This window comes from Martinezella sp. CNPSo 3964 (assembly GCF_057784375.1).
Map to the genome: position 1 here is coordinate 53900 of NZ_JBXSOW010000002.1, position 20498 is coordinate 74397.

28 protein-coding genes are annotated in these 20498 nt (G+C 57.8%); 9 read left to right on the forward strand and 19 right to left on the reverse strand.

Annotated features, from left to right (window positions below; genetic code table 11):
- Window positions 1-38: 38 nt before the first annotated feature.
- From ku to AC13Q5_RS06885, 4 genes are all read right to left on the reverse strand, one after another.
- Entirely contained in the window at window positions 39-842 is an 804-nt protein-coding gene (gene ku / locus AC13Q5_RS06870; protein ID WP_488501223.1) for a non-homologous end joining protein Ku, read from the reverse strand.
- Between the two features lie 77 nt (window positions 843-919).
- Window positions 920-2530, reverse strand: a complete 1611-nt coding sequence (locus tag AC13Q5_RS06875; protein ID WP_488501224.1) for a DHA2 family efflux MFS transporter permease subunit — start codon at window positions 2528-2530, stop codon at window positions 920-922.
- Window position 2531: 1 nt separating this feature from the next.
- Entirely contained in the window at window positions 2532-3677 is a 1146-nt protein-coding gene (locus AC13Q5_RS06880; protein WP_488501225.1) for an HlyD family secretion protein, read from the reverse strand.
- 60 nt (window positions 3678-3737) lie between these two features.
- A complete protein-coding gene (locus tag AC13Q5_RS06885) occupies window positions 3738-4388 on the reverse strand; it encodes a UdgX family uracil-DNA binding protein (protein ID WP_488501226.1) in 651 nt (216 codons plus the stop codon).
- Window positions 4389-4532: 144 nt separating this feature from the next.
- Here AC13Q5_RS06885 and AC13Q5_RS06890 point away from each other — a divergent pair, with 144 nt between their 5' ends.
- Window positions 4533-4886, forward strand: coding sequence for a hypothetical protein (locus AC13Q5_RS06890; protein WP_488501227.1), 354 nt, complete (start codon window positions 4533-4535; stop codon window positions 4884-4886).
- 62 nt (window positions 4887-4948) lie between these two features.
- The gene (locus tag AC13Q5_RS06895) at window positions 4949-5503 is read left to right on the forward strand and encodes a ferritin-like domain-containing protein (RefSeq protein WP_488501228.1); all 555 of its coding nucleotides are present in this window, start codon (window positions 4949-4951) and stop codon (window positions 5501-5503) included.
- A gap of 32 nt (window positions 5504-5535) precedes the next feature.
- Here the strand turns inward: AC13Q5_RS06895 and AC13Q5_RS06900 are convergent, their stop codons facing one another.
- Window positions 5536-5733, reverse strand: coding sequence for a hypothetical protein (locus AC13Q5_RS06900; RefSeq protein ID WP_488501229.1), 198 nt, complete (start codon window positions 5731-5733; stop codon window positions 5536-5538).
- Window positions 5730-6005, reverse strand: a complete 276-nt coding sequence (locus AC13Q5_RS06905; protein ID WP_349962512.1) for a DUF982 domain-containing protein — start codon at window positions 6003-6005, stop codon at window positions 5730-5732. Before AC13Q5_RS06905 ends, AC13Q5_RS06900 begins: the two co-directional genes overlap by 4 nt.
- Window positions 6006-6298: 293 nt before the next feature.
- Between AC13Q5_RS06905 and AC13Q5_RS06910 the strand changes: the two genes are divergently transcribed.
- Window positions 6299-6691, forward strand: coding sequence for a response regulator (locus tag AC13Q5_RS06910; protein ID WP_488501230.1), 393 nt, complete (start codon window positions 6299-6301; stop codon window positions 6689-6691).
- A gap of 45 nt (window positions 6692-6736) precedes the next feature.
- On the opposite strand, the gene AC13Q5_RS06915 is transcribed toward AC13Q5_RS06910, so the two are convergent.
- Entirely contained in the window at window positions 6737-7282 is a 546-nt protein-coding gene (locus AC13Q5_RS06915) for a sigma-70 family RNA polymerase sigma factor (RefSeq protein ID WP_488501231.1), read from the reverse strand.
- A 279-nt stretch (window positions 7283-7561) separates the two neighbouring features.
- The gene (locus tag AC13Q5_RS06920; RefSeq protein WP_488501625.1) at window positions 7562-8119 is read right to left on the reverse strand and encodes a NuoB/complex I 20 kDa subunit family protein; all 558 of its coding nucleotides are present in this window, start codon (window positions 8117-8119) and stop codon (window positions 7562-7564) included.
- Between the two features lie 194 nt (window positions 8120-8313).
- Here AC13Q5_RS06920 and AC13Q5_RS06925 point away from each other — a divergent pair, with 194 nt between their 5' ends.
- Both AC13Q5_RS06925 and AC13Q5_RS06930 read left to right on the forward strand, forming a co-directional pair.
- Entirely contained in the window at window positions 8314-8640 is a 327-nt protein-coding gene (locus AC13Q5_RS06925) for an oxidoreductase (protein ID WP_488501232.1), read from the forward strand.
- A gap of 136 nt (window positions 8641-8776) precedes the next feature.
- A complete protein-coding gene (locus AC13Q5_RS06930; protein WP_488501233.1) occupies window positions 8777-8986 on the forward strand; it encodes a hypothetical protein in 210 nt (69 codons plus the stop codon).
- A 221-nt stretch (window positions 8987-9207) separates the two neighbouring features.
- Here the strand turns inward: AC13Q5_RS06930 and AC13Q5_RS06935 are convergent, their stop codons facing one another.
- Entirely contained in the window at window positions 9208-9477 is a 270-nt protein-coding gene (locus AC13Q5_RS06935; protein WP_488501234.1) for a hypothetical protein, read from the reverse strand.
- 137 nt (window positions 9478-9614) lie between these two features.
- On the reverse strand, window positions 9615-9971 hold the full coding sequence (locus AC13Q5_RS06940; RefSeq protein WP_488501235.1) for a hypothetical protein: 357 nt from the start codon (window positions 9969-9971) through the stop codon (window positions 9615-9617).
- A gap of 270 nt (window positions 9972-10241) precedes the next feature.
- Between AC13Q5_RS06940 and AC13Q5_RS06945 the strand changes: the two genes are divergently transcribed.
- Window positions 10242-10565 carry a hypothetical protein gene (locus AC13Q5_RS06945; protein ID WP_488501236.1) on the forward strand — a complete coding sequence of 108 codons (324 nt, stop codon included), beginning with the start codon at window positions 10242-10244 and terminating at the stop codon, window positions 10563-10565.
- 46 nt (window positions 10566-10611) lie between these two features.
- The gene (locus tag AC13Q5_RS06950; RefSeq protein WP_488501237.1) at window positions 10612-10938 is read left to right on the forward strand and encodes a hypothetical protein; all 327 of its coding nucleotides are present in this window, start codon (window positions 10612-10614) and stop codon (window positions 10936-10938) included.
- 10 nt (window positions 10939-10948) lie between these two features.
- On the opposite strand, the gene AC13Q5_RS06955 is transcribed toward AC13Q5_RS06950, so the two are convergent.
- The 3 genes from AC13Q5_RS06955 to AC13Q5_RS06965 form a co-directional block, all read right to left on the reverse strand.
- Complete coding sequence (locus AC13Q5_RS06955) at window positions 10949-11092, reverse strand: hypothetical protein (RefSeq protein WP_488501238.1); 144 nt, start codon at window positions 11090-11092, stop codon at window positions 10949-10951.
- Between the two features lie 14 nt (window positions 11093-11106).
- Window positions 11107-11607, reverse strand: a complete 501-nt coding sequence (locus AC13Q5_RS06960) for a BON domain-containing protein (protein ID WP_488501239.1) — start codon at window positions 11605-11607, stop codon at window positions 11107-11109.
- A gap of 88 nt (window positions 11608-11695) precedes the next feature.
- Window positions 11696-12448: an MgtC/SapB family protein gene (locus AC13Q5_RS06965; protein ID WP_488501240.1), complete on the reverse strand. Its 753-nt coding sequence runs from the start codon at window positions 12446-12448 to the stop codon at window positions 11696-11698.
- A gap of 258 nt (window positions 12449-12706) precedes the next feature.
- On the opposite strand from AC13Q5_RS06965, the gene AC13Q5_RS06970 reads away from it, so the two are divergent.
- Entirely contained in the window at window positions 12707-14077 is a 1371-nt protein-coding gene (locus AC13Q5_RS06970; RefSeq protein ID WP_488501241.1) for an MFS transporter, read from the forward strand.
- A gap of 47 nt (window positions 14078-14124) precedes the next feature.
- Here the strand turns inward: AC13Q5_RS06970 and AC13Q5_RS06975 are convergent, their stop codons facing one another.
- The 4 genes from AC13Q5_RS06975 to AC13Q5_RS06990 form a co-directional block, all read right to left on the reverse strand.
- Window positions 14125-14499, reverse strand: coding sequence for a hypothetical protein (locus AC13Q5_RS06975; protein ID WP_488501242.1), 375 nt, complete (start codon window positions 14497-14499; stop codon window positions 14125-14127).
- A gap of 477 nt (window positions 14500-14976) precedes the next feature.
- Window positions 14977-15183 (reverse strand): hypothetical protein, encoded by a 207-nt coding sequence (locus AC13Q5_RS06980; RefSeq protein ID WP_488501243.1) that lies wholly within the window; start codon window positions 15181-15183, stop codon window positions 14977-14979.
- Between the two features lie 102 nt (window positions 15184-15285).
- Window positions 15286-17157, reverse strand: a complete 1872-nt coding sequence (locus AC13Q5_RS06985; RefSeq protein ID WP_488501244.1) for an AAA family ATPase — start codon at window positions 17155-17157, stop codon at window positions 15286-15288.
- Window position 17158: 1 nt separating this feature from the next.
- Entirely contained in the window at window positions 17159-17455 is a 297-nt protein-coding gene (locus tag AC13Q5_RS06990; protein WP_488501245.1) for a DUF6634 family protein, read from the reverse strand.
- Between the two features lie 166 nt (window positions 17456-17621).
- Between AC13Q5_RS06990 and AC13Q5_RS06995 the strand changes: the two genes are divergently transcribed.
- Window positions 17622-17891 carry a hypothetical protein gene (locus AC13Q5_RS06995; RefSeq protein WP_488501246.1) on the forward strand — a complete coding sequence of 90 codons (270 nt, stop codon included), beginning with the start codon at window positions 17622-17624 and terminating at the stop codon, window positions 17889-17891.
- A 395-nt stretch (window positions 17892-18286) separates the two neighbouring features.
- Here AC13Q5_RS06995 and AC13Q5_RS07000 read toward each other — a convergent pair whose 3' ends face one another.
- Together AC13Q5_RS07000 and AC13Q5_RS07005 are read right to left on the reverse strand one after the other, a co-directional pair.
- On the reverse strand, window positions 18287-19942 hold the full coding sequence (locus tag AC13Q5_RS07000; RefSeq protein ID WP_488501247.1) for a tyrosine-type recombinase/integrase: 1656 nt from the start codon (window positions 19940-19942) through the stop codon (window positions 18287-18289).
- A gap of 1 nt (window position 19943) precedes the next feature.
- Window positions 19944-20474, reverse strand: coding sequence for a hypothetical protein (locus AC13Q5_RS07005; protein ID WP_488501248.1), 531 nt, complete (start codon window positions 20472-20474; stop codon window positions 19944-19946).
- Between the last annotated feature and the right edge of the window lie 24 nt (window positions 20475-20498).

The window sequence follows — 20498 nt, forward strand, 5'->3', positions numbered from 1 at the left end:
TGCCCGCCTTTCCGAGGGAAATCGTGCCATGTGGACTATCATTTCTTGGCGCTCTTTTCCTGCGAAAGGCTCTTTCGGAGCGCATCCATGATGTTGATGACATTGTCTGGCGCAGGCGTCTCGTCCATCTTCGCCTTCGGGGGGCGCTTGCGACCTTTCTTCTTGGAAGCGATGATATCGAGAAGCTTGTTCTGGACGGGATCGGAGACCATTTCAGGATCCCATGGCTTCGTACGCTCCTTTATCAGCTCTTCGACAAGCTTCATCAGCTTGGCCTCGGCCGGTTTCGCGTCGATACCCTCGAAGTAATCCTTTTCGTCCCGGACCTCGTCGCCAAACCGCAAGGTCCAAAGGACGATCCCCCTATCTCGCGGTTCCAGCATGACGGCCCGCTCGCGGCGATACATGACGAGCCGGGAGATGCCGACCATGCCGCTCGCGGCCATCGCGTCGCGGATGACGCAATAGGCCTCCTCGCCGACAGCATCGTTGGGTGTCAGGTAATGCGGCGTATCGAACCAGATCCATTCGAGACTGTCGCGCGGCACGAACATGTCGATATCGATCGTCCGGGTGCTTTCGAGCGCGACCGCATCGAGTTCGTCATCCTCGAGCATCACATAGTCGTCCTCGCCGCGCTCATATCCTTTGACCTCATCGTCCTCGTCGACCACGCCGTCCGTGACTGAATCGATATATTGGCTGACGACACGATTGCCCGTCTTTCGGTTAAGCGTGTGGAAGCGAACCTTCTCATTGTCGGTGATCGCAGGTGTCATGGCGACAGGACACGTCACGAGGGACAGTTTGAGGTAGCCTTTCCAGAATGACCGCGGCGCCATGAATTTTCCTCCAGTACGAAGGGAACGATCACCGACAGGCATGGTTCCCCCGAGAGGACTGTCGGCAGAATTCAGCATCAATGCACGCCGCCCCCGCCTCCCTCCTTGAGATCGACATTGCTGAGGATCAAGGCGAGCGGAATGGCGCAGAGCACGATCAGCATCAGCACATGGAACACATCGATATAGGCCAGAAAGCTCGCCTGGATCTGCACCTGCTGTCCGATCCAGGCGGTCGCCTGCGACTGCGCATCCGGCATCGTCGCGCCCCTCTCCGCGAAATAGCGCGTCATGGTCTGCAGCGTCCCGTGATAGGCGGGCGCGGACGGCGTGATGTGCTCGACCAGCCGGTTTTGATGCCATTGTTCGCGGTGGGCAAGCACATTCGACGCGATACAGACGCCGATCGAGCCGCCGATGTTGCGGGCTGCATTGATCATGGCGGACGCCTGATTGGTCTGCTCCGGTCGTAGGCCATAGTAGGAGGCCGACGTGATCGGGATGAAGATCAGTGGCAGGCCGAGCCCAATATAGAGGCGCGACCATACGAAGAAGCCGAAGTTCAGGCCAGGATAGAGCCGGGTCAATTGCCACATCGACACTGCGATGATCGCGGCTCCGATGGCGATCAGATATTTCGGCTGAACCAGGGAGTTCACGCGACCGGCAACGAACATCATGACCATGGTCACAAGTCCGCCCGGCGACAGGGCAAGACCGGCCCAGGTCGCGGTATATCCGTAATTCTGCTGCACGACCTCCGGAAGAAACTGCGTCGTTGCGATCAGGATCGCACCGGTCGCCATCATGACGATAAAACAGGATCCGAACTGCCGCGTGCCGAGCAACCATCCGTCGATGATGGGATTCGTCCTCGTCAGAACCCATGGGATGGCGAGAGCAAGGGCCAGCACGCATATCCCGGTCATTGCGATAATAAACGTGGAACCGAACCAGTCATCCGTCTGGCCTCGATCCAGGACCAGCTCCAACGATCCGAGAAATGTCGCGACCAGGAGGAAGCCGATAATGTCGAAGCGCACTCCTTCGCGACGAAACTCCTCGCGCTTGCGCTGCGTCTCATGCGATTCCTTCAGCAGCGCATAGACTAACACAAACGCGAATATGCCGACGGGACCGTTGATGAGGAAGCACCAGTGCCACGAGAGATTGTCGGAGAGATAACCGCCCAAAGTCGGTCCGATGACTGGGGCGACGACGACGGCGACACCGAAGAGGGCAAAGGCCTGACCCCGCTTTGCCGGAGGAAATGCGTCGGCCAGAATGGCCTGCGACGTCGGCACCATGCCGCCGCCGGCAAAGCCCTGGATCATCCGGAAAATCAGCAATGTCTGGAGATTCCAGGATAGGCCGCACAGAACGGACGCAATTGTGAAGGTTGCAAGGCACAGAAGATAGAAACGTCGTCGCCCGAAGCGCTCGGAAAAATAGCTGCTGGCAACGAGCACGATCGCATTCGAGACGAGATAGGTCGTCACCACCCAGGAGGCTTCGTCGGAGCTGACGGCAAGACCACCGGAGATGTAACGCAACGCCACATTGGCGATCGTCGTGTCGAGCACCTCCATGAAGGTTGCCAGCGATACGACAATGGCGATCAGCCAGGGATTCGTCGCGCCTGCGGAGGATGCTCCCGCTCCGCCGGCCGTTGCGCTTGCCCCGCTCATGTCAATGTCTCGGGCGCACGGTCACGGTCGGCACCACGGACATGCCGGGGCCGATGGCGACATCTGCCGGCCATTTATCGACGATGATCTTTACCGGCACGCGCTGGGTGACCTTGACATAATTGCCGGTCGCATTCTCGGCCGGCAGCAGCGAGAAGGCCGTGCCGGAGCCCGGTTGGACGGAAGCGACCTTGCCGTGGAGCGTATGATCCGGATAGGCATCGATCGTCAGATCCACCGGCTGGCCTGGCCGCATGTCCGTCAGTTGCGTCTCCTTGAAGTTCGCCGTGATCCAGACTTCATCGGGAACGAAGGTCGAGATCGCCTGGCCCGCATCGATGAACTGTCCCTTGGCGCCGGTAAGGCGAACGACGCGGCCCGGCTGGGCCGCGGTGATCGTCGTATAATTCAGGTTCTGCTGAGCCTCTTCCGCCTGCGCCTGCGCTTGTTTCAGGCTTGCAAGCGCGCTGGATTTCTGGGCTTCCGAAACCGCCTTGTTCTTCAGCGCCGAGGTCACGTTCGCCTGCATCTGGGCGAGGCTCGCCTGATCCTGCTGCAAGGTCGCCGCCGCCTGCTGTACTGCCTGCACGCTGCCGGAGCCGGTCTTGACCAATTGTTGCTGGCGATTGGATTCCTGCTGCGCAAATTGCAGAGCCGCGCTGGCGGAATTCTGTTGCGCCCTTGCGACGTCGACCGAGGCGCTGGCCGCCTCGATCTGCGCACTTGCACTCTCGATGGAAGCCTTGGCGACCTCGACCTGCCCGTTCGCCTGATCGAGCGCGATCTGATAATCGCGCGGGTCGATCTTCAGGATGACATCGCCAATTTTGATATGCTGATTATCCGTCACCGGAACCTCGGCAACATAGCCGGAGACCTTGGCGGCGACTGCGAAACTGCGGGCATCCACGAAGGCGTCGTCCGTCGTCTCATAGGGGTAGAAATAGATCTTCCAGACGAACCATGAAGCGACGATCAGTGCTATCAATACCGCAACGCCGAACACGATCCACCATGGATGGCGGCGAAGGAGAGAGGCTCGCTTGGGCTCTCGCTCCGCCTTCTTTCGACGATCAGTTTCGTCCAAAGCTTGCTGTCCCGGCCTATCCGGCCTCTGATCCATAGTCGAGGGTTGATTGTCAGCCATGACATGACCTTTGCATGTTGTCCTCGTAGCGCTGGCGTGCGATGGCCGGCAGAGAGGGTTTCAGTGGCGCAGAAAGCGCCGGATCTTTTTCAGATCCTGAACGAAGGCGAGCCGGTTCTTTTCCCTTTCCTCCACCTCCCTCATCCGCAAAAGCGCTGAGGGATGGATGGTGACGAGAACGTCAAACTTCGTAGACGGATGCAGGATACGGCCGCGGTCGCGCAGGACCCTCACCTTCGAGCCGAGCAGCGAGGACACGGCCGTTGCACCAAGTACGACCACCAGCTTCGGCTTCAGGAGTTCGAGTTCCGCGCCGAGCCACCAGGCGCAACGCTGCACCTCGCCGGCATTCGGCCTTGCGTGCAGGCGCTTCTTGCCGCGCATCTGGTATTTGAAATGCTTGACGGCGTTGGTGACGTAGCAACGGTCCCGATCCACGCCCGCCTCTTTAAGGCAGCGATCGAGTAACTGGCCTGCCGGGCCGACGAAAGGTCGGGCGGCATGATCCTCCTTGTCGCCGGGCTGCTCCCCAACCAACACGATGTCGGCCGTCTCCGGTCCCTCGCCAAAGACGAGATGCGTGGCGTTGCGATAAAGTTCGCATCGCCTGCACGATCGCGCATCCTCATGCAGTTCACCGAGTCTATCGGCGTCTGCATGTTCATACGCTAGCGCAGGGCCTGCGCCGGCCGAACGAAGATTCTCGAGCATTGGGGAGCTCGCAATGGTTTCAGCATCTCCGACGATCAACTAGCCGCCGTCCTGTTTGTTCCATGGATGCAAGCCGATCGCGTAGGGAACCCACCTCCCCGGCATTCGTTAGGACAATAGCAACACTGAAGAGGAGAGATCGCAATGACACCCGAAAGCAAACCAGGCTCCTTTGCGCTCAGCGCATTCTTCGACGACGAATATGATGCGGAGGCCGCCGCCCAGGCACTGATGGAGGCCGGCATCCCCAGGGATGCGATCACCATGACGCCAGGCAATCGACCAGATACCGCCCCAATCGATCACATCGGTTTTCTGGACGCCCTAACGGGCATGTTCTTCCATGAAGAACAGCGCGCAGCTTATGCGGCCGCTCTGGAACGCGGGGGAACGCTGGTGACCGTGCAAGAGATGAACGAGGCGCAGCATAATATCGCCCTGGCGATCCTGGCCGAAAAAGGCCAGATCGAACTCAACGAGAAGGAACGCAGCGGCTGATATCGGCAAGCATTCACGTTCGACGATCACGGAAAACCGGTGTGCCCCCGTTGTTCGGGAGGTTGCCGGGCAATGACCGCCAACCAATGGAGGATGCCATGGCACAGACTGAGATCCACGACATGTTCGTCATCGGCCTTCGCAATGCCTATGCGATGGAAAATCAGGCATTGGGGATAATGAGACCGCAACTGTCACGCCTGGAACATTATCCGGAGGTGGCGGCAAAGATTGAGCAGCATATCGACGAGACGGAAGATCAAATCAGCCGACTTGAGCACATCCTCAAGGATATGGACGCGAATTATCTCGACCTCAAGGACATGATCCTGGCCTACACCACGCCGACGACGGTGATGAGCTATACTGGCTCGGGCGACGCGGTATTGAAGGATGCATTTGGCGACTTCGCGTTCGAGAACTACGAGATCGCCACGTATAAGTCGTTACTGACGATCGCCGATGCCGGAAATTTTGGCGAGGCAAAAAGCGCGCTGCAGGATAGCCTTGTCGAAGAGCAGGCCATGGCCAAATGGCTCGATGACAATCTACCGGCCGTCACGCGAAAGTTTCTGCTGATGTGGGAGCAAGACGCGCCACTCGCGCATCGAGCGTAGAATGCGTGCTGCACCCCGGCGATCGGACCCTGTCAGTCTGACGGATGGCCAGGCACGTGCTGATCGCTACGGATCTTTTGCGCATCCATAAATCCATGCGCCCATTGATCGCAGCGATGATCATCCTTTGGAAATGGGTTGTTGTCACTGCTCACTCCCTTTTCAAAGGCCTTCCGGCCGAGCTCGTAGGCGTCCTTTTCTGAAATCGCATCATCGTTGCTCGTCTTCACGACGGCCTCCTTCCCGGCATCAAGCGCGCGTCGAGGCAGGCAATCACAAAAGCGGCTCGGGATGCCTCGACGGGAATTTTGTGCGAAACCGCCGCAATGCATCTTTCTGTCGCACGCGCGTAGGAAGTGCTCCGCTCGCAAGGCCATCGCCGTGACAGGAAATGGATCGCATCCTCTGGCCCCTGGATCAGACAGTTGTCTCGACTGCTGGTCGCAAGGCAGACTGGCATCGACCAGAGCATTTTGAATTCCACATCAATCACATTATGCATCCGGCCCTCCCGTGTCGTGGATGCCCCTCTCCTGGGCTCGAACCATATGCGCGGCTGTTTGTTCCCGAAACCGACCCTATCCGAGACTGCTTTCCAGGAATTATCGCATCAAGTCCGGAAACCTTTGCCGACGGCATTTGTTCGTATCTGAGGGTAAGGATTTCCTCTCATTCCTGCTCACCTAAGGCCCCTCTTGATGAGCGTACAAAGCCAGCCGTTGCCGCACGCGAGCCATGGTTCACGTTCGGTTCACGCGCCGACGCCTATAAGCAGGGCTCAATCCGGATCGAGAAATGGACGGTTCAGCGCCTCTCTTTTGTCAGATGTTTTCGGGGAAACGGCTCCTGGTAGCAGAGAGCGGTTACTTTCTAACCGACGAGGTGCGCCAAAAACTGCGTGAGCTCGGGGCAATGGTAGTTGGTCCAGTCCATGATCTCGAATATGCGTCCGATCTCATCGAGGCAAATGACGTGGACGCGGCAATACTCGACCTGAATCTCGAGCCGGAACAGGTATTTCCCCTGGTCGTGCAGCTCGACAGGCAAAAGATTCCCTATCTCTTCGCTCTTGGCGGAGAGCCAATCGATGCAGGCATGAAATTTACGGGTTTTGTATTATCCAAGAGGCCAGTCGCCCTTGAGCATATTGCCAAGGCACTGTTCGGCACCCCGGACATGGATACCTAGCACCGTGCATTCCGACGCAGTGCAATGAGGAGAAGGGCGGGATCATCAATGCCTGTCTTCATCAAGGTGGGCTGCCAATTGCCGCCGGGCTCGACTGAGCCGGCTTTTCACCGTCCCGATCGCACAGCCAAATTTCTCGGCGGCGGCATCATAGGAGCGCCCCTCTATGACCACATATTCAAGCACGACACGATAAGGCTCCGGCAGGAGATTGCAGGCCTCTTCCATTTCCTTGGCTCTTATGGTCCATTCCTGCGAAGGCGGGGCTGCTCCGACGCCCGAAACACATTTCTTGCTGCCGGGAGCCTCACGCTTGGCAATGCGGAACTTCGTGCAAAACGTATTGCGCATGATCGTGAACAGCCACGATTTCAGCCGGGTGCCATGATCGAATTGATTGAGATTGGACAGCGCTTTCGCAAGAGTTTCCTGCACCAGATCATCGGCGTCGTTGGCGTTTCTATGAAATGTGCGCGCGAATGCGCGAAGGGCCGGAATAAGCTCCACTATTTCGTTTTGCAGATCGGTTGTGCTGGAGGTATCGGTCACAATTTTCTCCCTGAAAAATGCGCGCAACAACAGTTCCAGCATTGGCGTGCAATGCGTGGCTTCGGCTGCCGTCAGATGCGCTAGACCGGCACCGGTGCCCTGCGGACGTCGGAGAAAGCCTTGATTGATCGTGATGTAACGAGACCTGTTGTCTGCCACGTCGATTGCGATGCCGGGACGCTCCCGAGCGATCTTGGGGACTTGGATGCACCTTGCATCTCTTGTAGGAGAACGACTGCATCCTGCGCTTGTTCCATGAAAGTCTAAATAATCATGAGAACGCGGCGCTCTCGCCACATGAGTAACGCTGGTCGCCGTCGATTATCGCTCGATCGTACCGTTGCGGCGAATTTTGCGCTGGAGGAGGAAAATGCCATAAAGTAGTGCCTCTGCGGTCGGGGGGCAGCCGGGAACATAGATATCGATTGGAATAATCCGATCGCAGCCGCGCACTACCGAGTAGGAATAGTGATAATAGCCACCGCCATTCGCACATGAGCCCATGGAGATCACATAGCGTGGCTCCGGCATCTGGTCGTAAACCTTGCGCAGTGCCGGTGCCATCTTGTTGCAAAGAGTGCCGGCAACGATCATCAAATCCGACTGCCGCGGGCTGCCTCTCGGCGCGGCGCCAATGCGTTCCACATCATAGCGCGGCATGGACATCTGCATCATCTCGATTGCGCAGCAGGCAAGGCCGAACGTCATCCACATCAGCGATCCGGTGCGCGCCCAACTGACGAACTCGTCCGTGCTTGTGACGAGAAAGCCCTTGTCTGCGAGTTCGTTGTTGATCGTTCCCATGAATGGGTCCCCATCCGGGGCCTCGCCCGGATATTGAAAATCGCTGATGATAGGACGATCCTTGTAGGACGACATGGTCCGCACTCCGATGGAAAAGACACCTAACTTTACTCCGATGGAAAAGACACCTAACTTGCGGGGGATCAGCTTGTTCCCGCATGGGCGTCTTTCGATGCTGATGATCTCTTTGAGGACAAAAATCAAAAAACTTGGAAACAACCGCTCCATTGCCGAGTTCGAAGGCGGCAAACTGAAGAGAGGAATGTTCCATGTTGATGAAAATGATCGCAGTCTGTGCCTTGTCGATCGGCATGACCACGGCCGTCATGGCGCAGCAGTCCGGCTCAGGCGGCGCGGACACCGGTGGCTCCGGCAGCGGCAATGGTGCCGGCACAGGTTCGCAAAATGGCGGCACGTCCAAGGGAAATGGCAGCACCACGAACAACGGCTCGACCGGTACGAACGGCACCCCGAATTCGAACGGCCAGTCGCAGGATTGCAACGCCATGAAAACCGGTAAGAACACGACACAGGGCAATGACATGCAGGGCAGTCAGTCGAGCGACAACACGACGAACAAAAACTGTCAACAATAGCGAAACTTGCACGGCTCTCGGGCCGTGTCGGCCCGCGTGGGCCAATCCGCGTCACCGCCGGAATGTTCCGCTGAACCTGATTTGGATAACCCGAATGCGGATTGCTGGCGATGCGGGCTAATCGAGGAGCACGGTCATGAAGAACAGCGCACAGGAGCTTGCAAACGAGTATCTTCGGCTCGGCGGGCATAGGCTTTTGGTCATGGACGATAATATCCTGTCGACCCAAAGCTGGGAGCAGGACCCGCCCGAAGCCGAGACCTTTTGGAAACAGGAAATCGAGGTACTGGCCCCCAGGCGACGCAACGAGGTCATGTCCTTCCTGCCGTCCATCAATGTCACCTAGCATTTTACAACCGGCCCCGGTTCTTGCCGGAGCCGGAGCCCATAGTGAGAAATGAGCCTAGTCCCAACGCCTCTCAGGCGCAGGGCAAGACGGAAAACGTTATATTTGCGCCCTGCTCAATCCGCGTCGAATCTTTGTGTCTACCCGATATGCGGCACAGCCATTGGAGCAGCTCACGGAGAGCCTGCCGACCTCAGACTGACTATTGCACGACGGTGGTTTCATACGAGCGAGCCCCACGCCGGATTCCAGGCCACACCTTCCGACAGCTCGACAAAGATGGGTCGGGCGCGCTCGTCAGCGAACTTGTTTCGCGCTGCTCGAAAGGCTTCATCAGGTTCCAGCTCCTCTCCGGGAAAGATGACATCGTCTTGACCCGCCTGGCCGATTTCACGCAGGAATCCTCTGACCTGGCCGCCGGAATGATAGAACTTGACCACGATGGAACCGGGAGGTGTCTCGTTCTTGCGGTATTGATGATAGATTTCCATCTTGCATCTCCTTTTTCGCAAGCATCCACCAGTGCGGTTCGTGTGACGCAACAATCAACGCCGAGGCCATGGGCTGGATAGAGCGGACCGCAATTCCCCATCTCGCATTTGGTATACTCGCACCTTGAGCGCCAGGGTTAGTTCTGCGTTCCATCGCGGCTCGGCCGGGCGGGTGTGTTCTTCGTGCCTTGCTGATTATTTTCCGTTCGGTCAGTCGGCGCCGGTTGAGCGGATTGGCCCGCGGGTGGGCTATTGTCGATCGTGCCACCCTGCGGCTGTCCGCTGGAAGAGCTGATCGGCGGCGCTGAGGTTTGAGGCTTGTTCAGTTCGATATACCGTCCCCAAACCTCAGCTCCAGCCCATGCGATTGCCGCCAAAATCAATGCAGTAATCAAGATACTGAATAGGTGCGTACCGCGTATGCCCTGGCGTGCTTCCGTTGCAGACAATGTCTGCTTCTGCTCCTTGCGCTTTTCTGGTTCCTGGAATGCCATTGCAAACCTCCATATGTTGGGGATGCCGTATGGACCTAACCGGGACGCCTGGAGATGGTTCCACCAGGCGCCGCATCCGGTTGACTCTAAACCGGAACAATGCCGACAACCGGACGTTAGCCCTATGAGGTTGCAGATCGTGCCAAGTGGACGCGATGGTGCTGAAGAATATGGAGATTTTTCCGCTTTCTCTCCATAGCCAACGAAACGGCAGCCGAGCTTCCTATCCATCCGATCCGTAGCCTTTCCAACACTTCAAGGAGGTGGAAAATGGACGAGCGACTCAAGCTTTACCGTCTGGTTCCGATAGCGGCCGACGATGATCCCAACTGGCTGGATGCCAAACCGCATGGCGAGGTCCTCGTGGCGGCCCGCACCGCTGGCGACGCTCGCATCGTGGCTGCCGAACGAGAGCTGGACTTCATGGATATCGACGCGGCACCCGCGGAGGACAAGACGACCAGGATGGCAAGCGTCTTTCGCAATGAGAGGCTCTACACCGTCATCGAGGTGAACAATGGCAAAGAATATCACCAGCGCGGCGTCATCGATGGCACGATCGGCGTCGACACTATCATTTCGACGCAGGTTTGACCGGCCGCGGCATCTGAGCAGTTGGACGCTGCCCAGATGTCGCAGCATGCTGCTGGTGGCGGCAGTTGCAACCGGGCTTACATCGAGCTTCGCATCCGCTCAACAGGTGCCAAACGACGACCGCTGCAAGGCCACCGACACAAATAGGCCGACCGAAAACAATCAGACTGGAACCAGGCAGGCAGCTCCCGCACCGGACGGCAATCCCAGTCAAAAACTGTCGGATTGCGGTGGCGTGCTCAAGCCGCCGGCCGTCGGCGACAGTCAGATGGAAAAGCCTGCGCCAGAGGTCGGAAAAACGCCCGTCATCAAGCCTAGCGATCCGAAACATGGGCAAGATGGCTCCCAGGATAAACAGCAGCCGCGCAAATAGAGGCCTCTCGTCAGGGCTTTGGCTCGGGCTGCTCGATCGGCCCTTTGGGAACGGTCGACTCCCGCCTGTCGCCAGTGGCAAACGCCTTTATGACGAGAATGGCCAGTACCGATCCGATCATCAGGCAGACAATGACGATCAGCAGCCCACGCATCGTGACCGTCCCGCCTATCGCCGCGTTCGAACGGCAAGATTGGTATCATGGCCGGTTATGCCGCTTGCCTGACGGGAAATCGCCTCCGCCCGCTGCTTGGCTTCATGATTGTCGACGGAGCCTTCGATGATGACGCGCCCGTGACTCACGGTTACGAAGATGCCGGCGGCATCTAACAGACCGTCCGCTTCCAATCTGCTTATGATCTCCGCCCGAATTTCCGCGTCTGTTCTTGGCCGAACGGATGCGGAGCCGCCAGGAATTGTTTTGAGATCGGCAATCCTTGTGGAGACCCCATCGGCGGTCCGTTGGCGCTGCGCGTCGCATTCGGCCGAATCTTCGCAGCGCGCATCGTCGGTCCCATGGTCGGGTCGGATCGCAGTCGAGCCGCCGTCTTCCTCCTCAGGCACGATGTCACCGGAACCACCCGCTGCCTGATCGAGCGCCTGCAGGGTGCGGATATCATTGCGATCCGGTGGCCTCTTTGCCGATACCTTGTTGCTGATTTCGGTCATCGTTCTCTCCATGGCTCATGGAATTCACATCATGTCTGATAAGGGACAACCGCCGCCACATCGGAATGTTCCGAGCTTTGGGCTCTTCTCACGTCCCCGTTGTCAGCATCTCGAAGGATATGATCTTGTGATGCTCCTGAAGAGCGGCAAGCAATTGCGCACCACCGCCATCCGTCCCAGCCTGCCTCCAGCGCACGTCATAGGAGACATGCGCCGTGGCTGCGGTCGGGCCGGTGGTCTTGCTGACGAAGGAGAAGGCATAGCCACGCGGTTCGAGCGCGGTCTGTATGTCGGTAATCGCAACGCCGGCGTCCGGCGGAAACTCGATCACGAGACGTGCCTTCTGCTTGCGCGGGATCAGCCTGTCGAGCCATTTGAGCGGCGACAGCACAACAAAGGCGATGACGGCACCGGCCAAGCCGATGACGAGCTGACCACCGCCGATGCACAGGCCGATGACCGTCATGATCCAAAGTGTTGCCGCCGTCGTCACACCGGTCACGAGATCACCCCGTCTGAGAATGGCGCCACCACCTATGAAACCGACCCCAGTCAGCACGCCGAGCGGGAAGCGCAACACATCCATCGAGGCGAATGACTGCGGCGTCTTGCCCAATGTCGACAGCAACAGATTGGCCTGGATCATCGTCAGACATCCGGCAAGCCCGACCAGGATCGTGGTGCGAAACCCGGCCGCGTGCCCGCCCATCTCGCGATTGATACCGATCAGACCCGCGGCGGCGACAACCAGCAGCAGGCGGACGGTGATATCCAGCCAGTTCAAATCCAGGGGCATGCTATCCGTCAGATTTAGCAACGCGTCCTCCTGCAGAAGAGTCATCACAACGATTTTCTCGTGTGGGAACAGCGCCGATGAACATTTCGTTCCATGTCCCAACATGTCGCGCATTTCGCCATCGAAAGGGCCCCAACCGCCTGGCCGTTACCAAGGGAAGCGTGCGCACTTTTCGAATATTGGAGATCTTGAAGACATCAAACGCTTCAACCGTCTTCGCGTTTCAGCCCTTCTGCGATTCTTCGACGCCCTCAAAATGAAACCAATCAAGTCGCACTACGTTTGCTTCCGAGAGGAACCGTCATGCAATCGCAGACACAGCACGATGCGCTACACTCGAAGTTTTACCCCGCCTCCCTCACCGTTCTTTGCCTGGGCGTGATCGTTGCGCAAGTCGACACATCGGTTGTCAACCTGGCGGTTCAGCCGATCGGCAAGAGTCTTCAGGCTTCAGTGACACAATTGCAATGGGTCGTCGATGCCTACAACCTTGTCTACGCCGCCCTTCTCATCAGCGGCGGCCTACTTGCCGATCTTTATGGACGTCGCCTGATTTTCACGATCGGCTGCATCATCTTCACAATCGCAAGCCTTGGATGCGCCTTGGCTTCAACGACCGCTATCCTGATCGGCGCCAGAGCGGTAACGGGGTTGGGCTCAGCCCTCCTGATACCAGCCTCGCTTTCCCTCATTCGAGTGATTTATCCCGACGAGCGGATTCGTGGCCGAGCCCTCGGCATCTGGGCCGGCTGCAACGGCATGTCGCTTGCCATCGGTCCAACCCTTGGCGGCTATCTGATCCACAATTTCGGATGGCGCGCCGTCTTCCTCGTCGTCGTTCCGATCAGTGTAATGGCCGCTATCGGCGCATTGCGCTGGGTTCCTGAAAGTGCGGACCGAGACGGAAGAACCTTCGATGCGCCTGGGCAGTTGTTGGGCATAGCCTCCCTGGCAGGCATCACCCTTGCAGCAATTCAGTCCTCGCATTTTCCGGTCATCTGGACCATCCTGTTGGCGCTTTGCGGCTTCGGTTTGCTGTCGCTCTTCGTTGTGGCGGAACGGCGCCTGGGTCAGCAAGCTCTCATGCCGGTATCGATGTTTTCCACTGGGCAGTTCAACGGTGCGATGGCCGGAACGGCCGCAATGACGTTCGGCATGTATGGGACACTTTTTCTGTTCCCATTCGCGTCCCTCAGTCTGGATCGGCTGGCTCCAACCGGGGTCGGACTGGCACTCCTGCCGATGGCGCTCAGCTTTGTGGCGATTTCACCTTTCTCCGGCTTCTTTTCAGAATATCTGGGAAAACGGCACACCATTAGCATCGGGTTGACGACAATAGGATTGGGAAACCTCCTGCTCGGCGTCGCACTTGCTTACGATTTTCTGATCGGGGAAGAATTTGGTCTGCTCCTGACCGGCATCGGGATGGGCATGGCGACAGGACCTCTTACAGCAGTCGCGGTTTCCAGCGTCGCCCCCGAACGCGCCGGAACTGCAAGCGCACTGATCAACGTCGCTCGCATGGTTGGCGCAACCATCGGCGTGGCCACCCTCGGATCGGTCTACGCATTCCTGCGCGAACCCGCCGCAGGCTTTATTGCAGCCATGCTTTGCGGTGGGAGCATTCAGCTCTTTGGCAGCTTGGCAAGCTGGCGATATCTCAGGCGATCGTGAACTCAGTCGATAGCACACGCCGCTTCGTGGCCGCCTCGGCTCCGTGATTACTTCTCAGCTCGTTGCAGGAGAATGCGCATCTCCTCGAAGCGTCGTTTGCGATCAGCATCGCTATCACCAGGCGTATAGCAGATTGTTGATACGCAGAACTTGGCGAGATTGTGGGGTTTGTCGGGCTTGTCGAATTCGCATTCGAAAGTGTCGGTCATTTCCGCAGGGGACGTCCCTTGACGGGTAGAATAAGCCATCCGCACGCCAGGCGGCTTCAGTTCCGGAAAGGATTGGACGGCGCCAATTGCGAGGCTCTCCGACAGGAAGAAGTTCTTAGCCACGATTTTGCAGGTTGTTTCAAGATCGGCTGATTGCGCGAAGGTCGCCGTCGGCATCAACACAAGGCCAAATAAAATCAGCGGTTTGATCACAGTAGCCTCCTTCAGCATTCCAGACTGTCTCTGAATCCAAGCAACAAGGAAATGAATGCCGATCCCGTCGCAAAGTTCCTCCAAAAAAGTCCGCTCGGAATGAGCGAAAATGCACCATGGCGGCAAAGTCCGTGACAGATAGGCTCGTGACGAACCTTGAACGTCTTCCCACAACAATTTTGAACCAGCGATCCAAGGCCACCGGCTGCAGTTAGATGAGATTCGATCAATTCCAATCGAAACACCCGGAGCTAGGCGACGCACCTGCTCCCGCCTACCGATGGCGGCAATCGTCAGTCCATCATGGATTGAGAATGACCAATCACCGCACGGGCTCGAGCGGAAGCAGTAGCCAGCCCCTGCGTCGACAGGATAAGTCCCATCGAGCATTAAAGCTACTTGTCATGAATCCAAAGCGACCGGGCACACCGGTCTATTCTGTGCGCAAAGGGCCCCGAGCGGGCCGAACGGATTTGGTTAGTCCTTGTCTTTCTTCCACTTCTTGAGGGCTTCCCTGCGTTTGCCTTGACCTACGATTTTGCGTTCGATCTGGCCCGGAAGTCTCGCTTTTGGCGGCGGGTCACTGGACCTTTCGCCCCCTGACTCCGATCCGCCAATCGGCCCCGATTTCTCAGCCTTGCCGTCATCGTCCCGTTTATCATGTGACAAATTGGCTTTCGGCATGTTAGCGCTCCGACTCCACCACGAGTTCATCGTCGCAGTACGAAATTGCGATCAATGGGCCGCCGACGTCCCAAACGCGTCGGCGCGGCTGCCCGCCCAGCTCTAAGCCGCCTTCGCCAATCCGCTCCGCTCAATCTTCACTGTGCCGTACGTTACGACATCGGCTGCCAGTGTAAGGATTCGTTCGCGCTCCTCCTTCAGCATTGCAAGTACTCGCTTCCACTGCTTCTCGAGGGATTGCGCGACTTCGGATTCCATCTTCTCCGGAAGTGGTTTGTCACCGAGGTCCTTAACGGTCCCCATGAAAATCGGAGACCTGCCAAATCCATAGCTTCCTATCATGCGCCTTGCGATGGCGGTCGCCCGCTCGACATCACTGCCCATCGAGCCACCTGACCCCACCGATCGATCACCGAACACGACAAACTCGGCAGCCATTCCCGCCAAAGATGTAGCAATCCGATTCAACAGGGTCGTTTCCGTCGGAAAATAGTCGGGTATCAGCTCGTATGTTGTGAGCCCGCCAACAAAATCATCCGCATTCGGGTCGAAGGCATACTTAATCTCGATCGTCGCAGCGGTCGCGTGACCAAGACCGAGCGCAACAAGGGCATGCCCAGCTTCGTGTGCAGCGAGCCTGAGCAACTGCTCTGGAGTATAGAGCGATTTCTCCGGAAGCTGGGCCTCCAGGTCGCGCAGTTCCAGTTCTCGGTTATCATTCCTTGCGGCCGTGCGAGCATCGCGAACCAACCGCTCGAGATCCGCACCGGGCTTTCCCTCGAGGTCCTCGGCAATGTCGAGTAAGGATTCGAGGGGCAGTAGCCCACCCGCGTGATAGCTAAGGATTTTAGCCCTCGTCAGCCTATCGGGCAGGGAAAGCGTAAAGTGGTCGTCAATCCTTCCGGCGCGCAATATCGCGGGGTCAATCCAGTCAGGATAGTTCGTGGCACCGACCACGACGACGCCTTCGCCGAGACTTGACAGCAGCGTCAGGAAATCCGTGACCACGACTTGCCAATACTGGTCGTTATGATGTCCCGATGGTCGGGCGAGCCGCGTGCCTATCGCGTCGATTTCGTCGATGAAAAGAACGGCGCCCTTTCCGTCGTTCACGCTTTCAAAGGTCGTCCGCATCGCTGCAAGCATGTCATCGAGCGAACCAGCCGATTGCCAGGCGCCGACAGTTACGGAGACCAGCCTCATCTCAAGCGCACTTGCCAGCGCCGAAGCGAATAGAGTCTTGCCTGTTCCAGGAAGCCCCGAAACGAGGATCCCTGCTCGAGCCAGCTTCCATTCGAGCTTCCGTTGGCGCCAGCGGGAAACATTCTCCACCAGGTCCCTAGCCCAAGGCTTGACCTCGTCGTACCCCGGCAATTCGAAAAGACTGGGACCAACCGTGTCCAACCTGCCGAGATCGTCAATCTCATTGAACGCATCTTCGGCGAAGGTCTGTTTCAGGACCGTCGCGAGAATGACATTCTGAGGACGCTTGGCCACCTCGGACGCAACGACATCTGAGATTGGGGCCTTCCCCGATATGCGCCTGGCGGCATTGATGTGCTGTGCGGTCGGTGGTTCGACGAACAGAACAGCGGTCGCCGCAAAGCGCACTTCCTTCGGAACTTCGGCGATATTTTTTGCGACCAGAATGTCGAGGCCTTCCAGATCGAAGATCGATGTCGGCCTGTGGAGAGTGCCTTTTCTTCGAACCGGGTTCGCAAGACGCACCCTAATCTCCTTATCAACCCAGTCATCCGCCCATCTATCGCGCACGGCGTCGAGGATTACCAATGCGGCGGCCTTGTACTCCTCGGCACGATGTCCCGGAGGAACAACAAAGACCAGAAAGCCATTGATGCTACAACGGAGCCGTCCGATGGCTTTCGCAGCGCGAGCAAGACCGCACCCAGCCAGGAACACGCCGGCATCCTTCGAGAGCTTTTGGTTTCTGAGCTTTGCATCAACGAACCGCATTCTAATTCCCCCTGCTCTGATCGCATTTGGAGAGGCGATACCAATTGTTCATTGTCCGGGCGATTCCCTTATCGGGATCCAGGTAGAAGAGCTGGCTAGTAATGATCTCTTTGCCGTCTTGGAGTCGAGGATGGCCACTTACAATTCCCGACAACGCGTAGGCGCGCCCAAGGACGGCCCGATAGCCATGGAGGAACGGCGCATTGGCAATATCGCTCAGTTCAAACTCTCCTGCGTTCACTCGGCGAATATCTTCAAGCAGGCGCTCCGTTGCGCGGCTGTCTATCCATTGGAACATGGTCGATCGGCTCCTTCGTTGACATCGATTCGGCGTCGTCAAAGGACATCGAGTCCTTGTGCGACTCATTGGTATATTTTGACGATTTATTTGTCGTTTTGTGCCATGGATTGGTATATGTCAACAATTATTTGCACACTGGGGGATTTGATGACACTCAATCCTTATGAGACCGCCGCCACGCCTACTCGTCGCTGCTCGCCTTCTCCTCGGTCAGACACAGGCCGAGGTCGCTGACGATTCCGAGATCAGTGCGAAGACGATTTTCAAAGCGGAAAATGGTAGTGCCGGTATCGCGAGCGTTGAAAAACTCATGCGCCACTATTCGGCGAAGGGCATCTCATTCATCGAGCCGGGACCGAAGTCAGGATGGGGAATCCAGACGGATTTTCTTCAGAACGATTATGATGCGGAGAGCGCAGCACTCCTGAAGTAGCTCAGCCATCTCGTCCAGAAATGTGGTTCAGTATCCAAACTGCACGACAGGCTCGCTAGCGAGACCACGCTTCTCTGAGAGTTTGGCACCCTGAACCAACGCAACTGGCTTGCCCCAAACTTTGGACTCCCCATGAGAGACATGTCCTCGAAGAGGTCGGTTGAACCCGTATTTGGGGTCGTTGCAGCAGGGGGGTGGAATGCGGAAGCGACTTCGCTAACCGCCTTATGGACTCTTGAATGCGGAGCGCGACCGGCTCAAACCGTCGTCGCGGCTGCCGAGCCGATGCGCGAATATATCCGGGTGTAGAGCTGTACTCTGTAATCGGTTAGTGGAGACATTCCTCGCGGATCGTCTGCGGGAACAACCCCTTAGAGAGGTCGCCCAGACAGTGGTTACGCGGCAATCGTCCAGGCATCCTCGAAGAGCCTGGCGCGGTCGATCTCGTTCGTCACACGACGGAGCAGCGTCCAAGCCTTGCCGTCCTCGCCTCCTTCCAGGAACTTCCGTGCGCTCTCGACGGTATCGAGCAGATCCTGCCTGCGCGCCGGACTGGCGGCGTCGAAGCCAGCGGCCGCGTCCTGCGACTTGAGTCGGGCTTCCTCCGCTCGTCGAAACACGATGTCGTGCAGATATGGCGCAAGAGAACGCGGCGAACTGTGTCCCATGACCTGCGCCGTGATGATCAATGCGGTCTCGTGCCACCCAGACGAAGGATCGAGGGAAACGCCGGCCTCTTCCAGGTGCCGCAGAGTCAGTTCCACCGCGTTGTGTGCGAACCTCGCTCGAAGCCGATGGATGTTCGCGTTGTACACCAGGGCTGCCCGGAACAGCTCGGCGCATATGCGGGAGACGCTGTCGGGCACGAGAGGAGAACCCCGCTGTGATAGAAACACGGCATCAGATTCCTTCCCGCCCTTCGCCGACGCGATCTCCTGCCGCTCGTTCCGAATGTGGTTGAGCGTGTCCCAGATTAGGTCCGCCGGAGCATACAAGACGCCGCCGTTTGATCGTCGCTTGCGCTTCCTGAGCTTGATGATCCACTGGTCCTTTTCAATCAGCTCGGCGATTTCTTCTTCGGTAGCCGGAAGGTCCTGCAGCCGGATCGAGAGGATTTCGCTCACCCGCGCTCCGGTCCGCAGTGCCCAGTTCATGATGAGGACGTTGCGCATGCCATGGCGCTGGACGTCAGTGAAGGCGTAGATGCGGTCGATCTCCTTGAAGGTCGGAGTGTATCTGCGCCCGTACTTCGTGCCGTCGCCCTTTTCAAGGAATGGCCACACCCAGAATACCCGCTTCCGACCTTTGGATGTGAGGACAGTGACCTCATGGGACGAGATTGGAAATTCGTAGGCAAGCATGGATTCCGCATAGGCGCTGGGGCGGCCGATCTGAATCATATGCCTGATGATGCCGTGCTCTTCGGCCCATTTGAAGAAGGAGTGGACAGTCCGCAACAGAGCATTCCGCCGCGGCTTCTTCGTATCCCCTTCGCGTAAATCTCCCTGCCAGTTCAGAAGGAAGTCGTCATTCACCGCCCTGAGAGGAACCCGCCTCTTTCGGCGATATTTTATGAATTGCCTCATATGCTTCGCCGTCTCCTCCACCGTCGACCAAGCCCTTTTCAGGTTTACGATGAGATATCGGAACCAGTCGTTGACCTCCTCGTCGAGACCGGACGGCCAGACGAGCGTCGGAACCTCCCAGATATGCTTGTGGAGCTTGACGGTGGAGCTGATTATCCGTCCGTCTTGCCTGGGCAATCGTAGCAGCACGACGTTGTCCGCCTCTTTCGGCGACGACTGCCAAGCGCGTTGCCGCCTCGATTCGATCCTTGGCCCCTCCCATCCGCCGACCAGCCTTTTCAACCGGGGACTGGAACTCAGCGTGGCGGCCTTGCAGCCGATCAGGCGGGCGAGCCATGGGCGGCTCAGGCCCTTCCGCGTCCACAATGGCTCCTCCCCATCGAAGTCCGCGTCGAAGAGTCTCCGGAGTCTTTCCTCTAGGACCTTGGCGGATGTCCGCTTGGTATCAGCTTGCTCCTCAGACATCTCATACCTCCCGCAGTCCGCGGCGTTGTAGGTGCCGAAGCAGCAGTTGAATCCGTTCGTTGAGTTCCTTGTTGGTGTCGTGCAGCTCGGAATTGATCCTTTCCAAATACCCTGCCCTCTTCTCCTTTTCCTCAAGGCGGTAACGGACCTCATGCCACTGACCGGTGACTTTGGAGAGTTCGCGCCTTAGGCACTCCGTTTCGTGTTCAGCCTCGAGCCGTCGGATCTTTTCAGGCCTGTAGGTTCGCTTGGAGGTTTTCCTAGTCGCGGAACTGGCCTTCTCACCGCCCTCCTTTGCATTGAGCGCGTCTATCAGGCGCTTGATCTTCTTGACCTGGACTCCGACATCAGGATCCGTCATCGTGAACTTCGTCTTCGAACCGATGGCAAGGATACCGTTCGCGGGATCATTCCACATTCGGGCCGCGTTGAGGCTTCGTGGACGATCGACGCCTAGTGGAACCCCGTTCTTGTTCCACTTCTCCAGCAGTTCGAGACGAGCCGCTATGCGTGTCGAAAGGCTCTGGACCACACATTTCCTCCCCTTGTTTGAGCA